Genomic DNA, 21280 nt, shown 5'->3' on the forward strand with positions numbered 1-21280 from the left:
AGGGCAGCGCGGTCAGGCTTGTGCCGCCTTGAATTCCAAGCGGTACTTGTGCAGCAGGGGTTCGGTATAGCCGTTGGGCTGCGTCAGTCCTTCAAACACCAGTGCGCAAGCCGCCTTGAACGCCAGCGAGGTGTCGAAGTGGCCGGCCATCGGCTGGTAGGCGGCGTCGCCGGCATTCTGGCCGTCAACCACGCCGGCCATGCGCTTGAACGTTTCCATGACCTGGTCTTCGTGGGTCACGCCATGGCGCAGCCAGTTGGCGATGTGCTGGCTGGAGATGCGCAGCGTGGCGCGGTCTTCCATCAAGCCCACGTTGTGGATGTCGGGCACCTTCGAGCAGCCCACGCCTTGGTCGATCCAACGCACCACATAGCCCAGGATGCCCTGGACGTTGTTGTCCAGTTCCTGCTGGATGTCGGCTGCGGACCACTTGGAGGGATCCCCCACCGGCACGGTCAGCAGGCCGCCCAACAGATCGTCGCGCACCTGTTCCAGGTTGGTGCGTTCCAGTTCTTTCTGCACCGCTTGCACATCTACCTGGTGGTAGTGCATTGCGTGCAGCGTGGCGGCGGTGGGTGAGGGCACCCATGCGGTATTGGCGCCGGCCTTGGGGTGCGCGATCTTTTGTTCCAGCATGGCGGCCATCAGGTCCGGCATGGCCCACATGCCCTTGCCGATCTGGGCGCGGCCGCGCAGGCCCGTGTCCAGGCCGACCAGCACGTTGTTGCGTTCGTAGGCGGTGATCCAGGCGGTGGATTTCATGTCGCCCTTGCGCAGCATCGGGCCGGCTTCCATGCTGGAGTGCATTTCGTCGCCGGTGCGGTCCAGAAAACCCGTGTTGATGAAGGCCACGCGCGATGCCGCCGCGCTGATGCATGCCTTCAGGTTGATGCTGGTCCGGCGCTCTTCATCCATGATGCCCATTTTCAGGGTGTTGCGCGGCACCTTGATCAGGTCTTCGACGCGGTCGAAGAGCTCGCTGGCGAACGCGGCCTCGACTGGGCCATGCATCTTGGGCTTCACGATGTAGACGGAGCCCGTGCGCGAATTCAGTTTGTGCTTGCGGTCGGGCAGCGCGGCCAGGCTGGTGACAACGGCGTCCAGGATGCCTTCGGGGATCTCAAGACCGTCGCGGTCCAGGATGGCCGGGTTCGTCATCAGATGGCCGACGTTGCGCACGAACATCAGCGAACGGCCGTGCAAGGTCAGCGAGGAACCGTCCGGGCGCGTGTATTCGCGGTCGGCATTGAGCTTGCGGGTGAACGTCTTGCCGCCCTTGGTGACGGCTTCGGTCAGGTCGCCCTTCATCAAACCCAGCCAGTTGCGGTAGATGTGGACCTTGTCGTCCGCATCGACGGCGGCAACCGAGTCTTCGCAGTCCATGATGGTGGTGAGGGCGGCTTCGACCACCACGTCCTTGACGCCGGCGGCGTCGGTGCTGCCGATGGCGTTGGCGCGGTCGATCTGGATTTCAAAGTGCAGTCCGTTGTTCTTCAACAGGATCGCCGTGGGGGCGGATGCATCACCTTGGTAGCCCGCGAACTGCGAGCCGAACTTCAGGCCGGTGGCGCCGTTGGCCAGCGCAACGCGCAACTGGCCGCCTTCCACGGTGTAGCCGCGCGCATCGGCGTGGGAGCCTTGCGCCAGCGGGGCGGCGGTATCCAGGAAAGCGCGCGCGCGAGCGATGACGGCGGCGCCGCGTTCGGGGTTGTAGCCCTTGCCCGTATCACCAGGGGTGGCGGGAATCGCGTCGGTGCCGTAAAGCGCGTCGTACAGGCTGCCCCAGCGCGCGTTGGCGGCGTTCAGCGCGTAGCGCGAGTTCGACATCGGCACGACCAATTGCGGGCCGGCCTGTTGCGAGATCTCGGTGTCGACGTTGTCGGTGGTGGCTTGCACGCTGGCCGGCTGCGGCAGCAGATAGCCGATGCCTTCCAGGAACTTGCGGTAGGCAGCGGGGTCGGCGATGGGGCCGGGGTTGGCGCGGTGCCAGGCGTCCAGTTCCGCTTGCAGGCGGTCGCGTTCGGCCAGCAGTGCGCGGTTCTTGGGACCCAGGTCGTGTACCAGGGCCGCGAACCCTTGCCAGAAGCCGTCGGCATCCAGGCCGGTGCCGGGCAGGGCTTCCTGTTCGATGAATTGGTTGAGATTGGCCGCCACTTGCAGGCCGTGGTGCTGGATGCGTTGAGTCATGCGGATCTCTAGCGGTAAGAAGGGCTGGCCGGCGCGGGACGCCGGGCGAATCTGTCCTGACATCATCGTTCGCGTATGCCGCAATGTCCATATCAAAACCAACTGGTCATACCAGTTTATTCATTTGCTGCCAGACAAGGCGGCCATTTTTATGGTGTTATATCAGCTACTTACAGCGGCGGGATCAATCGGGCTGAATCAGAGCCAGGCTTGGTCATACCACTGGTCCGGAGAGCGCATGTACGCGGAAATAGAAGAAAAGCCCCGCCAGGTGGCGGACGAGGTAGCCGAACGGATCGAGCGTCTGATCCTGGACGGCGTGCTCAAGGCGGGGCAGGCCCTGCCTTCGGAACGGCGTTTGACCGAAAAGCTGGGCGTGTCGCGCACGGCGCTGCGCGAGGGGCTGAAGCTGCTGCGCGCGCGAGAAATCATCCACACCGCGCAAGGCAAGGGGTCGTTCGTTGCCCACATCTCGAAGGTGGATGCCGGGCCGTTGATGCACTTGTTCAACTCCCAGCCGCGCACGCTCTATGACTTGCTGGAAGTGCGTTCCCTGTTGGAAGCGGAGTCCGCGCGGTTGGCGGCCATCCGCGGCACCGAGGCGGATTTCATCATGATCCGCCGTCGCTACGACGAGATGGTCGGGGCCCAAGGCACGGCCACTGATACCGCCACGCATGCGCATCTGGACCACGCCTTTCATCTGGCGATCTGCGAAGCCTCACACAATCCGGTGCTGGTGCATACGCTGCAATCGTTGACGGATTTGCTGCTGGGGTCGGTGTTCGCATGCGTCAACAACCTGTACCACCGCGAACCCGAGAAGCGGCAGATCGACCGCCAACACACGCGCCTGTTCAACGCCGTGACGGGGCGTCAACCCGAATTGGCGCGCAAGGCGGCGGCCGATCATGTGGACAGCGTGCGCCAGAGCCTGGCCGAGATCGAACAGGAAGAGCAGCGCCTGGTGCGCGCGACGCTACGTCTGGAAGGCTGGACATAGCGCCGCGCCGCGGCGGAACGGACCTGAACGTCTAGCGGTCAGCGGTGGCGCAACCCGCCAGTGCCAGCGGCTTGCCGGCATAGACGCGGCCGAAGCGGTTGTTCAGCAGTGCGTCCAGGTCGATGGATTCCTGGCCGACGAAACCCTTCTGCGGCAGCACGCCTTGCGCCACCAGGTCCAGCGCGGCGCAGATGCCCGCGGCCGTGGACAGTTGGATGGCGCTCAGGCGATGGCCGTCCACGTCCGCGCCAAACACGCGGATCGGGTAGGACTCTTCTTCCAGGCGGCCATGGCGATGACCGGATGCCGAGGCCTGAATCACGATCACGTCTTGTTCGGTGGTGGGGATGGCCGACTCGAAAATATCCTTGAGCAGATCGCGGCGGTCGCGCAGGCGCAAGTCATTCAACAGCAGCTTCATGATGTTGCAGTGGCCGGGATAGCGCACCGACTTGTAGTCCACGTTGCGGGCGCGGCCCAGCAGCGTGGCGGGCAACGTGCCCAAGCCGCCCGACGTGTTGAAGGCCTCGTATTCGACACCGTCCAGCGCGAATGTTTCATAGCCTTCCAGGGCGGGCACGCTGGTCAGTTTTCCGTCGACGATGGCTTCGCACGGATTGCAGTATTCGTTGATCAGCCCTTCGGTGCTCCACGTCAGGTTGTAGCGCAGGCTGTTCGAGGGATAGCGAGGCAGGGCGCCGACGCGCATGCGCAAGTCCAGCAGGGTGTCGAAGCGGCGCGCAAGCGCGTTGCCGACGATGCCGATGAAGCCCGGCGCCAGGCCGCATTGCGGCATCAGCACGCTGCGCACGTTTTCTGCCAGGGCCTGGATGGCATGGGTGCTGGCGACGTCTTCGGTCAGGTCGAAATAGTGCACGCCGGCTTGTGCGCATAGCCCGGCCACCGCGGTCGCGCGGTGGAATGGCAGGGCGTTGACCACGGCATAAGCGCCTTCGATGCAGCGCGCCACGGAGGCGTCATCGCTGATCTGGCGCGTTTCGCAACCCAATTCAGCCAGGACCGCCAGGCGGGCGGGATCCTGGTCGGCAACCAGCACGGAATAATCGCCGCTGCGTTCCAGCATCAAGGCGATGGCGAAACCGATTTTTCCGGCGCCCAGCAGAACAATGGGACGGGTGGGGGTGGACATGGTGCAGCTCCTGCGATGAGGGGGGATGGGTTGGCCTCATCCTATGCGTGAGCGCTGTCGATTTGTAGCCTTTAAATTGTCGTAACGGCTTAATTTGACGTCGTTTTGACTTAATAAGATATCGAAACGTCAAAACAAAGCCCCTCGGCTTGTGGCCGAGGGGCTTTTCAATGGGGCTGGCACGGCCTTTTCAGGCCCGTGGATCAGCTGCCCATGGGGGGGTAGTCCATGTTGCCGAAGGTGACCAGGCCTTCTGCCTTGGCTTGAGCCAGTTGCGATTGCACTTGAGCGCGGGTCAGCGACGTGGCGGTTTCAGCGGCGGCGACGGGCGGGTAGTCCAGGTTGCCGAAAGTGACTTCGCCAGCGGTCTTGGCTTGTGCCAGTTCAGCTTGCACTTGTTGCGACGTCAGGCTGGACTTCTGGGCGATGGCGGCGGGGTAGCCTTCTTCGCCAAACGTGTATTGGCCCGAAACCTTGGCTTGTTGCAGTTCTGCCTGGACTTGGGCGCGCGACGGGCCTTGGTCGGCTTCAGCGGCTTGAGCGCCAGCAGCCAGAACGGACATGGACAGCATCAATGCGGTAGCAAGGGTTTTCATAGCAGACCTCCGGTGTCTTGTGAGCTTGGGATCCGAACCGCTGGCCTCATTGCCGGGGGTTCGCTTGCTGTGTCCCGATGAGATGCATTCTGTGCTCAAACAACCTTGGGATAAACCCTTATTACCTGAAAACATCTTTCCAAAATACGTACTAATCGATTTGGATTTCGCCAAATGACACCATGGGTGGCGATATTTCCATTTGATGACGCTATAGGTGGTGTGTTGGTGCAGGCCTGCACGACGGGCCCGGGGACGTAAAAAAGCGCAGCCCCGGGAGAGACCCGGGGCTGACAGGGGAAAATCTGGAAAAGCGGGGAAGAGCCGGTGGCTGAACGGGTTTCGGCTTATCGGTTCAGTTCGACCAGCGCGGCGTTGTATTCGGACTGGGCTTCCTCCAGCTTGCGCTGCGCCTTGTCGATCTTGTCCTGTTTGCCTTTGGCACGGGCTTCCTTCAGATCCTGCTCGCGCTCGGACACCTTGGCCTGCTTATCGCGCACGTCGGCCTCGCGCTGTGATTGCAGGCGGCTGTCGGTGCAATGGGCCTTCGCTTCTGCCAAGGCCTTGCGCAGGCCGGCTTCGCGGCGGGTGTTGTTTTGCGCCTGGGCAGCAGCGATGTCGTTTTCGATTTCGCAGAACTTGGCGGCGCAACCGCGCTGCGCCGAGCAGTCGGTGGCGGCCTGCGCGGGCAAGGCGCCGAACAGAGCGCATGCGGCGGCAGCGGCAGTCAGGGATTTGATCAAAGAGGGCATGCGGTGTCTCCGTAAGCGTGGCGGAAACACCATGATCGCGCGATCCGGCGTTGCCGGCAATGCGCGGGGTCAATCGCCCTGCTTGCCGTGCCGGATCAGCGCACCAGCGGATTACCGGATCAGCGTGCCGGCCAGGGCCGCGGCCACCAGCAGGGCGCCCAACCACAGGTTGGCCCGGAACAGCATGAAGTTGCGGTCGGGGCGCTGGATGTCGAACACCTTCAGCTGCCACGCCAGATGCACCGCGACAGCGGCAATGCCGACGTGATAGGCCCACGACATGCCCATGGCATAACCACCCCAGGCCCACAGCACGACGGTGGCCAGGTAAAAGCCGCCGATCCACAGCTTGCCCTGGTCACCGAAGCGCATGGCGGTGGAATGCAGCCCCAGGCTGCGGTCATCGCGCACGTCGACATAGGCATAGATGCTGTCGTAGCCCACCTGCCAGAGCACCGCGCCCACCCACATGGCGACGGCGGCCAGCGGCACGTGGTTCTGCGTGTCGGACCAGGCCATGAGCATGCCCCAGTTAAAGCAGATGCCCAGCACCACTTGCGGCCAGTACGTCACGCGCTTGCACAGCGGGTAGATGAAGACAAAGGGCAGCACCGCCACGGCCAGCCAACGGCTCATGTCGTTCAGGAAGAACAGCAGCGATCCGCAGACCAGCAACTGGCCCACCAGGAACCACACGGCATTCTTCATCGACAATTGGCCGCTGGTCAGCGGGCGGAAGCGCGTGCGTTCGACGTGCTTGTCGAAGTTGCGGTCGCACATGTCGTTGACGGTGCAGCCGATGCCGCGCATCAGCAGGGCACCCAGCGAGAAGACGATCAAGCGCTGTAGGTCGGGCAGGCCGCCCGCCGTTTGGATCAGCGCGGCGATGGCCGGCAGCAGGGTCAGCCACGTGCCGATGGGGCGGTCCAGGCGGCACAGGCGGGCGTAGGGCCGCCACGATTTGGGCAGCCAGCGTTCGACCCAGTCGGTGAAGACGATGTCGCTGAGGTCGACGGGAGGTTGTTCTGGAGCGCTCACTGTCACGGTCGGAAAATGGTCGGGAAAGCCGACAGCATAAAACAACGGCCGGGCATCGCGCCCGGCCGTGGAAGATCAATCGCCGTTCAGGGCCTGGGTTTTCAGGCCGTGTATTCCTTGAGCAGCTTGCCCAGGATAGCGATGCCGGTGCGGATCTTGTCTTCCTGCACCGTGGCGAAGCTTAGGCGCAGCGTGTTGGCACGGCCCGCGCCGCAGTAGAACGGTGCGCCCGGCACGAAGGCCACGTTTTGCGCGATGGCCTTTTCAAGCAACTTGGTGCTGTCGATGTGCTCGGGCAGCGTCAACCAGATGAACATGCCGCCTTCCGGCTTGGTCCAGGTGACGGTGGACGGGAATTCGCGCTTGATGGCTTCCAGCATGCAGCTGCCCTGAGCGCGGTAGATTTCGCGCACGTTGGGCAGGTGTTCTTCCAGGAAGCCGTCCTTGACGATTTCGTACACGGCCATTTGCGTCAGCGTGGGCGTGTGCAGGTCGGTGGCTTGCTTGGCCTGGACCAGCTTGTTGATCAGCGGACGGGCTGCGGCGATATAGCCCAGGCGCAGGCCAGGGGCCAGCACCTTCGAGAACGTGCCCAGACGGACGACATTGGCGCCGTGTTCGGCGGCCAGCGCGATCAGGCCCGGCTGCGGTTCACCCGCGTAGCGCAGTTCGCCGTAGGGATCGTCTTCGACGATGGTCAGGTTCAGTTCGGCGGCGCGCTTGACCAGCGCGATGCGGCGTTCCAGGTTCAGCGTACGGCCCGTAGGGTTCTGGAAGTTGGGGAGCGCATACAGGAAGCGCGCGCCGTCGGCCAGTTCGGGGGTGATGGCTTCCGGGATCAGGCCGCCTTCGTCGGTGGGCACCGGCACGAACTTGGGCTGATACAGGCTGAACGATTGCAGGGCGCCCAGATAGCTGGGGTCTTCGACCAGGACCTTGCTGTCCTTGTCGATCAGTACCTTGCCCAGCAGGTCCAGCGCTTGCTGCGAACCCGACACGATCAGGATCTGGTCGGCGGCGAAGTTGGCGCCGGCACGGTTCAGGTCATCGGCAACCCATTGGCGCAGTGGGGCAAAGCCTTCGGTCGGGCCGTATTGCAGGGCCGCGCGGCCGTTGGTGGCCAATACCTTGTCGAATGCAGCACGTACCACTTCTACCGGGAAGCCGCCGGGCGCCGGCAGGCCGCCAGCGAACGAAATGACTTCGGGGCGCTCGGTGACCTTGAGGATTTCGCGGATGGCGGAGCTGGTAAGTTGCTGAGCGCGTTCCGAGAAGGAAAACGCAGGTTCGAAAGGCTTGTCCATGGATTGCTTCTTGATCAAGAAGGGTAAAAGGGAGAGGCTTGTGAGAGGGACTGCGGCAAAAATCTATTGTCCCACACGGTAGCAGCCCGGCCCCTTTAACGCGCGGAACCCCTAAAATCACCTGCATCGATAACCGCCTGTACAGTTACATTTAACGCTATGTTTGAAGCTGCCCCCATCGTTGCCGCCTCCAAAGCCGCCCTGTACGCCGAACTGGCGGGCCAGGCCCGCGCCTTGCTGGACGGCGAACCCGATCGCATCGCCAACGCCGCCAATCTGAGCGCGCTGGCCTATCAAGCCCTGCCTGACCTGAACTGGGTGGGGTTCTACTTTTTTGACGGCACCGAGCTGGTGTTGGGCCCCTTCCAGGGCAAGCCCGCCTGCGTGCGCATTCCGCTGAATCGCGGTGTGTGTGGCGCGGCCGCCAGCCAGCGCCAGACGCAATTGGTGCCGGACGTGCATGCGTTTCCGGGGCATATCGCCTGCGACGCCGCGTCGCGTTCGGAAATCGTCGTGCCGCTGGTGCACCAGGGCAAGCTGATCGGCGTCTGGGATGTCGACAGCCCCGTGCCGGATCACTTCGATGAAGACGACCGCCAAGGCATGGAAGCCCTGTGCGCCGTGTTCCTGGCTAGCCTGGGCTGATCGGATGTGGACGCCAGCCTCCGGCGTCCGTTGACACGGTGACGACGGCCCGGTAGATTCCTGCTCTACCGCTTATCCGCCGATTCCGGCGTCTATCTCATTCATGATTCATCAGGCCTTCCAATCTGCTTCCTGCATCCGCGCCCTGGGCGTGGTGCTGGCTGCCGTCGGCCTGAAATCCAAAAAACAGCCGCTCATCTGACCGGAGCATGCTGTTCCGTCAGATGGGCGACGGAACAGCGGCCTCTTGGCGGCGCATGGGCGCCTCCGCGCGCACCCCTGATATCCCGAGCACTTCTGTACGGTCCCAACCACGGTCCCGTTTACATCGAAGGAGTGTTCTCATGTCATCTCAATCCTCTCTTTTCCAGGGTGTCTGGGTGCCGTTGGTGACGCCGTTTTCCGGCGGCGCCGTTGACGGCGGTGCGTTGCGTCGGCTGGTGCGCCATTACGCCGCGGCCGGCGTGGATGGGCTGGTCGTGTGCGGCAGCACCGGCGAGGCCGCATCGCTGGATGATGCCGAACAACTGGCCGTCCTGGACGCCGTGCTGAATGAAGCGGGCAAGCTGCCCGTGATCATGGGCCTGGCCGGCAATCATCAGGGCCACGTGCTGCAACGCCTGTCGGCCTTCGGCACTCGGCCATTGGCTGGCATCCTGGCGCCCGCGCCGTACTACGTGCGGGCCGGTCAGGAGGGCGCCGCCGCGTACTTTCGCTGCCTGGCCGATGCGTCGCGTTTTCCCCTCGTGCTCTACGACATTCCCTATCGCACCGGCACGACGCTGGACACCGCGACCTTGCTGGCGTTGGCCGCACATCCGAATATCGGGGCTATCAAGGATTGCGGCGGGTCGCTTGCGAAGACGCTGGCGCTGATCGCCGATGGCCAGATGAACGTGTTGGCAGGCGAAGACCTACAGTCGCTGTCGACCCTTTGCCTGGGCGGTACCGGCATGATCGCGGCGGCGGCGCATATTCGGCCCGACCTGTTCGTGGCCATGCATCAGGCGGTGCGTGCGCAGCAATTGGATCTGGCCCGCAAGCTGTTCCAGGCGCTGGTGCCGGTGATTCAACTGGCGTTCGAGGAGCCCAATCCGGGGCCGCTGAAGGCGCAACTGGGGCGCCAGGGACTGCTGACCGAGGAACTGCGCCTGCCGATGCCGGCCGCAAGCGTTGCGCTGGCCGCGCGGATGGATGCGGCTGTTGCAGGCCTGAACCGCCAGTATCCCTGCCAGTAGCCGGAAGTTAGGCGGCTTGCACGCCGCCATGCATCAGCTTTGTGGTGCCCGGATTCATTTTGTAATAAAAGGCTTACCGGGAAGCTGACGGATTGCTTATGATGCGGCCATTCTCAGGGTGAAACCAAACGTTTATGGCTCAAGCTTTTGAAGCCTTGTCCGCCTGGCAGGTAATGCTGGCGGGGCTGCTGTTCTTTGGCGGCATCTATCTGGTCTTCGGCACGGCAACCTGGCTACTGACGCAGTACGTGTTGCCGGCGTTGGGCATGGGGCGGCCGCTGGATCCGCGGCCTTTGGCCCCGGGGCAACTGCGGCGCGAGTTCGCTCAGTCCGGGCTGTCCGTTCTGTTGTTCGGCACGGGCATGATCTTTCCATGGGGCCTGTTGCAGTTGGGATGGGCGCACCTGGACCCGAACCCAAGCTGGCAGAAGGTCGTGGTCGAGATTCTGGTGCTGGTGGCGTGGAATGACGTGCATTTCTGGGTCAACCACCGGCTGCTCCACACCAAGCCGCTGCGACGGTTCCATTTGCCGCATCACCGCTCGGTCGTGACGACGCCGTTCTCCACGTACAGCTTCCATCCCATCGAGGCCCTGATGCTGGGCAACGTGATCCTGCTGCCCATGCTGCTGCATGATTTCAGCTTCTGGGCGCTGGCCTCCGTGCCGCTGTTCAGCCTGTTTTTCAATTGCATCGGGCACGCCAATTACGACTTTTTCCCCAAGGTGTCGTATGCGCATTGGTTCGCCGCCAGCCGCAGGCATCATCTGCACCATGCCTGCTACAACGGCAACTACGGTTTCCAGTTCACTTTCATGGATCGCCTGTTCCGCACCCGGTTGAAAGCCGAAGCGGCGACTGCGCAGCTTGATGCATTCCAGCGTAGAGAATCGGTTGGCGGACGGGCCTAGTCCGCGGCGCCGGCTGCCGTCGCTGCGTCATCGTCGCGACTGGCAAAGTCTGGTCTATCTGGCCGCGCTGCCCGCGTTGGCCGCCTGGCAATGGGTGTACGGATTCTGGTGGCCGCTGTATGCGCTGATGCTGTTCCTGACGTTGGGAATTGGCGTCATCCACCACAACCACACCCATATCAGGATGTGGCGCGGGCGCTGGACCAACCGCGCCACCGATTTCTGGATCACGCTGCTGCAAGGGCATCCCACCTTCGTGTTCTACCCCGCGCACGTGGCCAACCATCACCGGTTCAAGCACGGCGCGCGCGACGTGGCGCGCACCTACCGTTTTGGCGGCGACACGAATCATCTGTGGGGCTATCTGATCCACCCCTTGCAGGCGGGCTGGGTGTTGTATCCGCTGTTCTTCGCGTGGCTGGGGCGCTTGCGCCGCCACTGGCCGGGCGCCTGGCGCTATTGCATGGCGCAGTATGGCGTGTGGTTGGGCCTGTGGGGCGGGCTGATGGCCGTGAATCCCATCAAGGCACTGGTGTTCGTGATCGTGCCGCAATTGCACGGTCTGCACTGGTTGCTGGCGACGAACTACTTGCAGCATGCGCACGCCGACGGTGGACCGAGACCCGCCGCCGGGCTGAACTACGCGCGCAATTTTGAAGGGCTGGTCAACCCGTTGCTGTTCAACATCGGCCTGCACACCGCGCATCACGAGCATCCGCGCGCGCACTGGTCCGAACTGACCCGGCTGCATGGCGAGCACTACCGCCAGCGCGTCGATCCGGCGCTGAATGAACGCGGGCTAACGCCGTATATGTTCCGCGTTTTCGTGCTGGGCATCTTCGTGCCGCGGTTTCGCAGCCGTTCCTGCATGGCGCCCGAGCACATCCGCTAGCGCCGCATTCCCTGTTCCCACTAGAGACCCGCCACATGCCTATCGCGTTCAATCGTGTCTATCTTGAGAGCGCCGGCTATTTCATGCCAGGCGAGCCCGTGTCCAACGACGCCATGGATAACTACATCGCGCCGTTGAACCGGATGTCCAGCCGCATCAAGAGCCGCATCCTGGCCGAGAACGGCATCAAGCACCGGTACTACGCCATTGATCCCGAAGGCGCCACCGTGTTTACCAACGCGCAGTTGGCTGCCAACGCCATACGCGATTGCCTGCGGCGCAGCGACAGCGATCTGTCCGCCGTGTCCCTGCTGACCAGCGGTTCATCGGGCGGCGATGCGCTGATGCCCGGTTTTTCCAACATGATCCAGGGCGAATTGGCCGCGCAGCCGATGGAGACGCTGTCGGTGCATGGCATCTGCGCCGCTGGCGTGTCGGCGATTCAGGCCGCCGCGCAAGGCGTCGAGATGGGTGGGCACGCCAGCGCGCTGGCCGTGGCCGCGGAATTGCCGTCACGGTTGTTCAAGCGTTCGCGCTTCGCGGCGCGTGGTTACGACGCGGATTTCGACGCGCATTTCCTGCGCTGGATGCTGTCGGATGGCGCGGGCGCGCTGTTGCTGGGCAATACTGGCCGCGCTCTGCCGGGGGCGTCCAGCGGCGTGCGACTGAAGCTGAAATGGGTGCATCAGCGTTCGTTCTCGGGTGACTATCCCGTGTGCATGCAACTGGGGTTGTCGGCCGACCGGCAGAAGGGGCACCTGGACTATCCGTCCTGGAACGAGGCCGAGGCCGATGGCGCGCTGTCCTTGCGGCAAGACATCCGGCTGCTGCCGCACCTGTTCGATATCGGTATCCACGAGTACGCGAAGCTGGTGCGCGACGGCTGGCTGGATCCCGATCAGGTGGACCACTTCCTGTGCCATTACTCGTCCGAGAAATTCATTCCCGTGGTCGAAGACCTGATGGAGAAAGCGGGCCTGGTGATTCCGCGCGAACGTTGGTTCAGCAACCTGGCGTGGCGCGGCAATACGGGCGCGGCCTCCATCCTGATCATGCTGGCCGAATTCCTGGAGACGCGCGAGGTGAAGCCGGGCGAGCAGATCTTCTGCTACATCCCCGAGTCCGGCCGGTTCATGGCGGCCTACATGCTGCTGGAGGCGGAAGCCGTACACGCGCCGCATGCCGTGGCGGGCGGCGCGGCGGTAGCGGCGCCGGCGGTAGCACGCGATGACGCGCTGAGTGGCGACGCCGACGCGATCGCGCCGCCGCACGATCCCGACATGGCGCCGCAAGGCCTGGGCCAACTGCTGACCGAGCTGGCGGCCATCTGGCACGACTACCGGTCGCGCGTTTGGCGCACGCCGGTGGTGCGCCGCCTGCGCAACCGTCAGTTCCAGACGCCCGACTATCTGAACTGGATGGAGAACTGGATTCCGCAGGTGCGCGAAGGCAGCAAGTGGATGCGCGAAGGTGCGGCTTCGCTGTCCGAGCAATACGCGCCCTTGGCCGCGTTGATCGACATGCACGCCGGCGAAGAACAGAACGATTTCCAGATCCTGTTCCAGGATTACCGCAATGCGGGCGGCGCGGTGGACAACATCGATGCCCTGCGCCGCAACCCGGGTGGCGAGGCCTTGAACGCCTATCTGCACAGCCTGGCCGCCACGCGCGACCCGATTGGCCTGCTGGGCGCGATCTACATCATCGAAGGCACGGGCCAGCGCATCGTGCCCGCGCTGCTGCCGCTGCTGAAGGCCAGCCTGAAGCTGCCGCCCGACGCCTTCCGCTTCCTGGAATATCACGGACACAACGACGAGCATCACCTGGCGCGCTGGCTGTCGGCGGTGGAATTGGCGCTGGACTGCGATGAGGATGGCCGCGCCGAACAACGCATCGTGGATACCGCGCGCCGCACGGCCGCGCTGTACCTGATGCAGTTCCACCACGTGATGGAGGGCGATACGGCATGAGCAAGGAACCCGAATTCCTGGCCAAGGCGCACGACCCGGCTGACCCCAGCCCCTGGCTGGCTTTATACCTGGACCGCAGCACGCCTTTGCCGGACAAGGTGAAGAAAGCCTGGTTGACGGATTCCAGCTGCGCGTCGCGCCAGTATCTGTTGCCGTTCCTGCGGCCGCTGGCACGCGCCTTCATCATCCTGATCCAGGTGGTGAAGACGTTCCTGCCGCGTCGTTGGTCGCATTCCAAGCTCCTGCACCGCATTCTGGCGTGGGGGCTCAAGCGCTTTGTGTCGCCCGAGGCCAACTGGCTGATCCTGCGGCACTTCCATCTGGGCGCACAGGCGTTGGCCTTCATTGCCGCGAATTCGCCGGTGCGGATCACGACCACGCCACTTGAGCCGTTGGAAATCGACGACCTGAAGGACGAGCTCTTCGTCAAACACGACCTGAACCTGTTCAACTTCGTCATCCGGCTGAACCAGGCGCTGAACGATGCGGGCGTTGAAATGCACGCACCCGAGTCCGTCGATTTCTCGATGATCAAGGATCCGCCGCTGAAGCTGGAAGACATGCCGCAGGGCAAGCTGAACTTCCTGGACCTGCAAAGCGCCATCGAGCTGTTCACGCCCCTGTACCAGTTGATGCTGACCGACAACGACTTCTGGCGCGCGGCCAATTCCCTGCAATTGGACGAGACCATCGGCATCTACGCCGCCAAGCTGCTGGGGGCGCCGCAGCATCTGATCCTGGTCAACAACAGCCATCCTCTGGTGCCGATGTCGACCTTGCGCGCGGGCTATCGCCTGGTGCTGCACGGCTTGTCCACCGAGATGTTGCACAGTCTGCTGATGGAGATGAAGGCCGCCCAGCAGGGCGCGGAGCCCCCGGCACCGATCGCCTAGGCCGGCAGGTGCCAGGACGGGCAACAGGCCTGCGCCACCGCCGGGGGACTTGGTGTAGACCCTGCGTTACAGGGTAAAACGGCTGCGTTATATTGCGTCCCTTGTTCGGCGAACCGCGCTGGACCGCGTTCGCATCGCGTGATTTTCCGTTGCGTCAGTCTCTATTCCGGAAGGCCCCCCCATGCCTCAAACCATTGAAGTCATTGCCACCATTCTGTTCGCCGTGGCGGTCCTTCATACTTTTTCGGTTCCCTTTTTCGCACGGCTCGCGCATCGCGGCGGCCCCCATGCGGGCTTTTGGCATCTGTTCGCGGAAGTCGAGGCCGTCTTCGGGGTATGGGCCTTCGCGCTGATCGTGGCGATGGCGGCGTTGGCCGGACCGTCCAGTGCCATCGACTACATGGACACGCGCAACTTCACGGAGCCGCTGTTCGTGTTCGCGATCATGGTGGTGGCCGCCAGCCGGCCGATCCTGGAACTGGTGGGGTTGATGGTGCGCGTGGTGGCGCGCGTGCTGCCGCTGCCGCGCGAACTGGCTACTTTTTTTGTCGTGATGTCGCTGGTGCCGCTGGGTGGCTCGTTCATTACCGAGCCGGCCGCCATGACGCTGGCCGCCATTCTGCTGCGCGACGCCTATTTCCGCACGAGCGGCCGCGCGGGTTTCAAGTACATGACATTGGGCGTGTTGTTCGTGAACGTGTCCATCGGCGGGGTGCTGACCTCCTATGCCGCGCCGCCCGTCCTGATGGTGGCCTCCACGTTCGGTTGGGATTCCGCCTTCATGGCGCAGCATTTCGGCTGGCGTGCCGCGGTGGCAGTGTGCCTGAACGCCGGTCTGCTGACGTTCATCTGCCGCAAGGCACTGATGGAGCGTTCGGTGGGCACGGGCGGTGGCGTGGACGCGCCGGAAGGGGCGGATTCGCGTCCCCCGGTGCCGGCCGTCGTCATCCTCGTGCACCTGGTCTTCCTGGTGGCCGTGGTGCTGACCGCGCACCATCCGGCGATCTTCATGGGGTTGCTGATGATGTTCATCGGCTTCTCGGAAGCCTACAAACGGCACCAGAACCGCCTGCTGATCAAGGAAGGCCTGATGGTGGGCTTCTTCCTGGCCGGGCTGGTGGTGCTGGGCGGCCTACAGAAATGGTGGTTGCAGGATCTGCTGGGCGGACTGGAGCCGTTCGTGCTGTTCTGGGGGGCCACCGCGCTGACAGCCATTACCGACAATGCCGCGCTGACCTATCTGGGGTCGCTGGTGGAAGGCACCAACGAGGCCTGGCGCTACATGCTGGTGGCCGGCGCCGTGACAGGCGGCGGGCTGACCGTGATCGCCAATGCGCCCAATCCGGCGGGCTTCGCCATCCTGAAGAACCATTTTCCAGACGGCAGCATTTCGTCGGGTCGGCTGTTCCTGTCCGCCCTGGCGCCCACCCTGGTGGCAGCGGTCATGTTCCTGCTTCCCGTCTAGGGAAAGAGCCTGGCAGACCCGGGGGCGGCGCCTCCGGGACGGGCCTTGGGCCTCGCCCTCCGGGTCGGACACCGACGGTTCATGAAAAACCGCTAAAATTCAAGACTTTCCCGTATTTTTTTCCGGCCTTGCCCACCCGCCGCCGCGGACCCTTCCGTCCGACGACTGACGGCTTCTTATTTGCCGGGCCCGCGCCTGGGAGCCCCTGATGCCCATCTACGCTTATAAATGCAGCGCCTGCGGCCATGCCAAAGACGTCTTGCAGAAGATTTCCGATGCGCCGCTTTCGGTTTGCCCCGAATGCGGCCAAAGCACGTTTTCCAAGCAGGTGACCGCGGCTGGATTCCAGCTCAAGGGGTCCGGCTGGTACGTCACCGATTTCCGTGGAAACGGCAACGCGCCCGCCAGCACTTCCGCGCCCGCTGAAGGCGCCGCACCCGCCGCCGCCGCACCGGCCGCCACGCCAGCCCCTGCTGCGGCTCCGGCTGCAACGCCGGCCGCCGGAACGCCGGCCGCCGGGTCTTCGGCCACGTAGCGCGCACGCGATGCGGATGCGCCTCATCAAGAAGTACTTCATCACCGGCCTGTTGATCTGGGTTCCCCTGGTCATCACGGTGTGGGTGCTGGGTTTGCTGGTCGCCACCCTGGAAGGGTTCGTGCCTGGCTTTCTGTCGTCCGAATCGCTGTTCGGCATCGACATCCCCGGCTTCCGCTTCGTCCTGGTCATCGCGGTGGTGTTGTTGACGGGCGTATTTGCGGCAAACCTGATCGGCCGTACCATGGTGGATCAGTGGGAAAACCTGCTGGGCCGTATTCCACTGGTGCGTTCGATCTACAACTCGGTCAAGCAGGTCAGCGATACCGTGCTTGCCCCGAATGGCCAGGCGTTCCGCCGCGCGGTGCTCGTGCAGTATCCGCGGGCAGGTTCCTGGACGATTGCATTTGTCACCGGCACGCCCAGCGGTGAAGTGGCCAGCCTGCTGCCCGGCGACCACATCAGCGTGTATGTGCCGACGACGCCGAACCCCACGTCCGGCTTTTTCCTGATGATGCCTCGCGCCGACGCGATCGATCTTCAGATGAGCGTGGACGCGGCATTGAAGTACATCGTTTCCATGGGCGTTGTCGCCCCGGCCCAGGCGCCCGCGCCCGAGGACCGGCCGGCCCCGTCCTCTCCAGCGCCTGGCGTGCAAGACACGCCTCGCGCCGATTCGTAACCCTTACGCTCAAACTAAGCACACAACGGAGTCATCCCGCATGCGTACCTGCTACACCGGCCAGGTTTGCCGTGACCATCTCGGCCAGACTGTCACCCTGTACGGCTGGGTGAACCGCCGCCGCGACCACGGCGGGGTCATTTTCATCGACTTGCGCGACCGCGCGGGCCTGGCCCAGATCGTGTTCGATCCGGATAACGCCGCCTTCGCCACCGCCGAGCGCCTGCGCAACGAATTCTGCGTCCGCGTCACCGGCCTGGTGCGCGAGCGTCCGGCCGGCACCGCCAACAGCGAGCTGGCTTCGGGCGAAATCGAAGTGCTCTGCAAGGAAGTCGAAATCCTGAACGCTTCGGTCACGCCGCCGTTCCAGCTGGATGACGACAACCTGTCGGAGACCACCCGCCTGACGCATCGCGTGCTGGACCTGCGCCGCCCGCAGATGCAGCGCAACCTGATGTTGCGTTACCGCGTGTCGATCGAAACGCGCAAGTTCCTGGACCAGTTGGGCTTCATCGACATCGAAACGCCGATGCTGGCCAAGAGCACGCCCGAAGGCGCGCGCGACTACCTGGTGCCCTCGCGTGTGAACGCCGGCCACTTCTTCGCGCTGCCGCAGTCGCCGCAGCTGTTCAAGCAGATGCTGATGGTGTCGGGCTTTGACCGCTACTACCAGATCACCAAGTGCTTCCGCGACGAAGACTTGCGCGCTGACCGCCAGCCCGAATTCACCCAGATCGACTGCGAAACGTCGTTCCTGAACGAAATCGAAATCCGCGAAATCTTCGAAAACCTGATCCGCCACGTGTTCTCGGTGGTCCAGGGCGTTGAACTGCCGTCGCCGTTCCCGCTGATGCCGTGGACGGAAGCGATGCGCCGCTACGGTTCGGACAAGCCGGACCTGCGCGTGCAGCTGGAATTCACCGACATGACCGACGTCATGCGTGATGTGGACTTCAAGGTGTTTGCCGCCGCCGCCACGGCGCCGGGCAGCCGTGTCGTTGCCCTGCGCGTGCCGGGTGGCGCTGAAATGTCGCGTAGCGAAATCGACGGCTATACGCAGTTCGTTGGCATCTACGGCGCCAAGGGCCTGGCCTACATCAAGGTCAACGAAGTGGCCAAGGGCCGCGACGGCCTGCAATCCCCGATCGTCAAGAACCTGCACGACGCTGCCCTGGCCGAATTGGTCAAGCGCACCGGCGCGCAAGACGGCGACATCATTTTCTTCGGCGCGGATCGCGAGAAGGTCGTCAACGACGCCATCGGCGCCTTGCGCGTGAAGATCGGCCACAGCGAATTCGGCAAGAAGACGGGCCTGTTCCAGGCCGGTTGGAAGCCGCTGTGGGTGATTGACTTCCCGATGTTTGAGTACGACGAGGAAGACGGCCGCTACACCGCTGCCCACCACCCCTTCACCAGCCCGAAGGATGGCCACGAAGACTTCCTGGAGACCGATCCCAGCAAGGCATTCGCCAAGGCCTACGACATGGTGCTGAACGGTTGGGAAATCGGCGGCGGCTCGGTTCGTATCCACCGCGAAGAAGTCCAGAGCAAGGTGTTCCGCGCGCTGAAGATTGGCGCCGAGGAAGCCCGCGAGAAGTTCGGCTACCTGCTGGACGCGCTGCAATACGGCGCTCCTCCGCACGGCGGCATTGCATTCGGCCTGGACCGCATCGTCACGATGATGACCGGCGCTGAATCGATCCGCGACGTGATCGCCTTCCCGAAGACGCAACGCGCTCAGGATCTGCTGACGCAAGCGCCGTCGGAAGTCGATGAAAAGCAACTGCGCGAATTGCACATTCGGTTGCGTAACGTCGAACCGAAATGAAGTAATCTGGCGTAGCGCCGCCGCTTGTCGCGGCGGTGCTCAGCCAGCCGATCTTCTCGGGGAATGCGCCAGATTCCTGGCGTTTTCCCGATGTTGAAAGGCGCCATATCCGCTATGTCGCTTATCCGTGTCGTCAGCTACAACATTCATAAGGGCCGTTCGGCATTGGGCCGGCGCGACTCCCTGAAAGAATTGCGCCTGGGTCTGTATGGCCTGCGCCCCGACCTGGTCTTCCTGCAAGAAGTCCAAGGCCGCAACGAGCAGAAATCGCTGCTCGACGCTCAACACGAATCCCTTGCCGCCGCCTTGCGGCTGGACGTGGCCTATGGCCGCAATGCCGTCCGGCACGAGACGGACCACGGCAACGCATTGCTGTCGCGCTTCCCCATTCTTGACCACGAAAACCTGGACATCTCCGACCACCGGCTGGAGCAACGCGGCCTGCTGCATGCGCGCATCGAACTCGGCGGCCGTGCGGTGCATTGCTTCGTGGTGCATTTGGGTTTGTTCGCCGGCAGCCGCAGCCGCCAGATCCTGGCACTGACCGAACGCATCCGGCGCATGGTGCCGGACGGTGAACCGATCCTCATCGCGGGTGACTTCAACGACTGGAACGACCGCCTGGCGCCGCTCTTTGTGCAGCAGCTGGGCCTGTACGAAGTTTTCTCCCACGCACCGCGCAGCCATGGCGGCGAGCTGCCGCGCCTGCGTGATTCGGTCAAGCGGCTGAGCAATGCGCTGCGGGGGCTGCCCAATGGCGGCCTGTCCGTCATGGAGCGCACCAATCAACTGGGCATGGACGGTAGCTCGCGTCTGCTGCTGCCGCCGCCCCGCACCTTTCCCGCCGTCTTCCCTTGGTTCCGCCTGGACCGCATCTACCAGCGCGGCTTTGCCGTGCGCAGCGCGCGCGTCTTGCGCGGGCGCGAATGGGCGCGGCTTTCCGATCACTCCCCCTTGCTGGCCGAGCTGGAACTACCGTGAAGGCCGAGCAGGTCAAGTTGGAATGGACCGACGGCAACAGCATCCGCCTGTTGCAGAACGGGTCCGACTTTTTTCCCGCCCTGTGCGCGGCCATCGATGCAGCCCAGGTCAGCGTGCACCTGGAAACCTATATCTTCATGGTGGACCGCAGCGGTTCACGAGTGCTGGAATGCCTGGCGGCGGCGGCCGGGCGCGGCGTGAAGGTGCGCGTCGTGCTGGATGGTTTCGGCAGTGCCGAAAGCGCCGACGAGGTGCGCGAGCGCTTGCTTGAAGCGGGCGCGCAATGCCGCATATTCCGCCCCGAACCACGTTGGTTCGCCCGTCTGATCCCATCGCGCAGCCGCTTGCGACGGCTGCATCGCAAGGTCACCATCGTGGATGGGCGCATTGCCTTCGTGGGGGGCATCAATGTCATCGACGACTACGACGACCTGGACCCCACGGACGGCATCTCGGCGCCACGCTTTGATTTCGCGGTGCAGGTGGAAGGGCCGTTGGTCACCGACGCGGCCTACGCGCAGGATCTGCTGTGGGTGCGCCTGAACTGGGCACGCCTGCGACGTCATCCGCGTGACTGGAGCCGCATGCGGCTGACCAAGCCGCACCCCGCGCCGGTAGCCCCGTGCGGCACGCTGCGCGCGGCGCTGGTCCTGCGGGACAACCTGCGCTACCGGCAGACTTTTGAACGGGCCTATCTGTACGGCATCACGCAGGCACGCCGCGATATCCTGATCGCCAATGCGTATTTTTTTCCAGGACGGCAGTTCCGTCGCGCCCTGGCCCGCGCCGCCGCGCGCGGCGTGCGGGTGCGGCTGTTGTTGCAAGGCAAGGTCGAATACCGCATGCAGTACCACGCCACGCGCTCGCTGTATGACCAGCTACTGCGTGACGGCATCGAGATTTACGAATACATGCCGAGCTACCTGCATGCCAAGGTCGCGGTGATCGACAACGTGGCGACCGTGGGCTCGTCCAACCTGGATCCCTTCAGCCTGTTGCTGGCGCGCGAGGCCAATGTGGTCGTCGACGACCAGCCCTTCGCGTGGGATTTGCAGGAGCGCCTGGAAATGGCCATCCGAGAAGGCGGCCGCTTCATTCGTCCGCTGGAATACCAGCGCCGGGGGTGGGTCCGACGCTGGGTGGATGCGGCTTCCTATACGCTGCTGCGTATCGGCGTGGCCTTGACGGGCACGTCGGACAAATACTGAGC

At 63.8% G+C, this 21280-nt stretch carries 19 protein-coding genes; 13 read left to right on the forward strand and 6 right to left on the reverse strand.

Features of this window, described 5'->3' with window-relative positions; all coding sequences use genetic code 11:
- Nucleotides 1-12: 12 nt before the first annotated feature.
- On the reverse strand, nucleotides 13-2187 hold the full coding sequence (locus HV753_RS19025) for a malate synthase G (protein ID WP_175176137.1): 2175 nt from the start codon (nucleotides 2185-2187) through the stop codon (nucleotides 13-15).
- Nucleotides 2188-2425: 238 nt separating this feature from the next.
- On the opposite strand from HV753_RS19025, the gene glcC reads away from it, so the two are divergent.
- Nucleotides 2426-3190 (forward strand): transcriptional regulator GlcC, encoded by a 765-nt coding sequence (glcC, locus tag HV753_RS19030; RefSeq protein WP_175176138.1) that lies wholly within the window; start codon nucleotides 2426-2428, stop codon nucleotides 3188-3190.
- Nucleotides 3191-3221: 31 nt separating this feature from the next.
- Here the strand turns inward: glcC and HV753_RS19035 are convergent, their stop codons facing one another.
- The 5 genes from HV753_RS19035 to HV753_RS19055 form a co-directional block, all read right to left on the reverse strand.
- Nucleotides 3222-4340, reverse strand: a complete 1119-nt coding sequence (locus HV753_RS19035; RefSeq protein WP_175176139.1) for a saccharopine dehydrogenase family protein — start codon at nucleotides 4338-4340, stop codon at nucleotides 3222-3224.
- Nucleotides 4341-4543: 203 nt separating this feature from the next.
- Nucleotides 4544-4936, reverse strand: a complete 393-nt coding sequence (locus tag HV753_RS19040) for a DUF4148 domain-containing protein (RefSeq protein ID WP_175176140.1) — start codon at nucleotides 4934-4936, stop codon at nucleotides 4544-4546.
- Between the two features lie 347 nt (nucleotides 4937-5283).
- On the reverse strand, nucleotides 5284-5688 hold the full coding sequence (locus HV753_RS19045) for a DUF1090 domain-containing protein (protein WP_175176141.1): 405 nt from the start codon (nucleotides 5686-5688) through the stop codon (nucleotides 5284-5286).
- 111 nt (nucleotides 5689-5799) lie between these two features.
- Entirely contained in the window at nucleotides 5800-6726 is a 927-nt protein-coding gene (gene ubiA, locus HV753_RS19050) for a 4-hydroxybenzoate octaprenyltransferase (RefSeq protein ID WP_175176142.1), read from the reverse strand.
- A gap of 101 nt (nucleotides 6727-6827) precedes the next feature.
- Entirely contained in the window at nucleotides 6828-8030 is a 1203-nt protein-coding gene (locus HV753_RS19055) for an aminotransferase-like domain-containing protein (RefSeq protein WP_175176143.1), read from the reverse strand.
- A gap of 159 nt (nucleotides 8031-8189) precedes the next feature.
- Between HV753_RS19055 and HV753_RS19060 the strand changes: the two genes are divergently transcribed.
- From HV753_RS19060 to clsB, 12 genes are all read left to right on the forward strand, one after another.
- Complete coding sequence (locus HV753_RS19060; protein WP_175176144.1) at nucleotides 8190-8675, forward strand: GAF domain-containing protein; 486 nt, start codon at nucleotides 8190-8192, stop codon at nucleotides 8673-8675.
- A 344-nt stretch (nucleotides 8676-9019) separates the two neighbouring features.
- Nucleotides 9020-9913 (forward strand): 4-hydroxy-tetrahydrodipicolinate synthase, encoded by an 894-nt coding sequence (dapA, locus tag HV753_RS19065; protein WP_175176145.1) that lies wholly within the window; start codon nucleotides 9020-9022, stop codon nucleotides 9911-9913.
- Nucleotides 9914-10047: 134 nt separating this feature from the next.
- Complete coding sequence (locus HV753_RS19070) at nucleotides 10048-10824, forward strand: sterol desaturase family protein (RefSeq protein WP_175176146.1); 777 nt, start codon at nucleotides 10048-10050, stop codon at nucleotides 10822-10824.
- Complete coding sequence (locus HV753_RS19075) at nucleotides 10784-11716, forward strand: fatty acid desaturase (protein ID WP_246288316.1); 933 nt, start codon at nucleotides 10784-10786, stop codon at nucleotides 11714-11716. The genes HV753_RS19070 and HV753_RS19075 overlap by 41 nt, the downstream gene beginning before the upstream one ends.
- Nucleotides 11717-11751: 35 nt before the next feature.
- Nucleotides 11752-13686, forward strand: a complete 1935-nt coding sequence (locus tag HV753_RS19080; RefSeq protein ID WP_175176147.1) for an iron-containing redox enzyme family protein — start codon at nucleotides 11752-11754, stop codon at nucleotides 13684-13686.
- Nucleotides 13683-14579, forward strand: coding sequence for a DUF6999 family protein (locus HV753_RS19085; protein ID WP_175176148.1), 897 nt, complete (start codon nucleotides 13683-13685; stop codon nucleotides 14577-14579). The genes HV753_RS19080 and HV753_RS19085 overlap by 4 nt, the downstream gene beginning before the upstream one ends.
- A 181-nt stretch (nucleotides 14580-14760) precedes the next feature.
- A complete protein-coding gene (locus HV753_RS19090; RefSeq protein WP_175176149.1) occupies nucleotides 14761-16044 on the forward strand; it encodes a putative Na+/H+ antiporter in 1284 nt (427 codons plus the stop codon).
- 208 nt (nucleotides 16045-16252) lie between these two features.
- Nucleotides 16253-16579 (forward strand): FmdB family zinc ribbon protein, encoded by a 327-nt coding sequence (locus tag HV753_RS19095; RefSeq protein ID WP_175176150.1) that lies wholly within the window; start codon nucleotides 16253-16255, stop codon nucleotides 16577-16579.
- Between the two features lie 16 nt (nucleotides 16580-16595).
- Entirely contained in the window at nucleotides 16596-17261 is a 666-nt protein-coding gene (locus HV753_RS19100) for a DUF502 domain-containing protein (RefSeq protein ID WP_425485904.1), read from the forward strand.
- Nucleotides 17262-17301: 40 nt separating this feature from the next.
- The gene (gene aspS, locus HV753_RS19105; RefSeq protein WP_175176152.1) at nucleotides 17302-19089 is read left to right on the forward strand and encodes an aspartate--tRNA ligase; all 1788 of its coding nucleotides are present in this window, start codon (nucleotides 17302-17304) and stop codon (nucleotides 19087-19089) included.
- A 114-nt stretch (nucleotides 19090-19203) separates the two neighbouring features.
- Entirely contained in the window at nucleotides 19204-20070 is an 867-nt protein-coding gene (locus HV753_RS19110; protein ID WP_175176153.1) for an endonuclease/exonuclease/phosphatase family protein, read from the forward strand.
- Nucleotides 20067-21278, forward strand: coding sequence for a cardiolipin synthase ClsB (gene clsB / locus HV753_RS19115; RefSeq protein ID WP_175176154.1), 1212 nt, complete (start codon nucleotides 20067-20069; stop codon nucleotides 21276-21278). Before HV753_RS19110 ends, clsB begins: the two co-directional genes overlap by 4 nt.
- Nucleotides 21279-21280 lie beyond the last annotated feature (2 nt).

The sequence above is a fragment of the Achromobacter pestifer genome (assembly GCF_902859625.1).
In the GTDB taxonomy this organism is placed as follows: Bacteria; Pseudomonadota; Gammaproteobacteria; order Burkholderiales; family Burkholderiaceae_B; genus Achromobacter; species Achromobacter pestifer.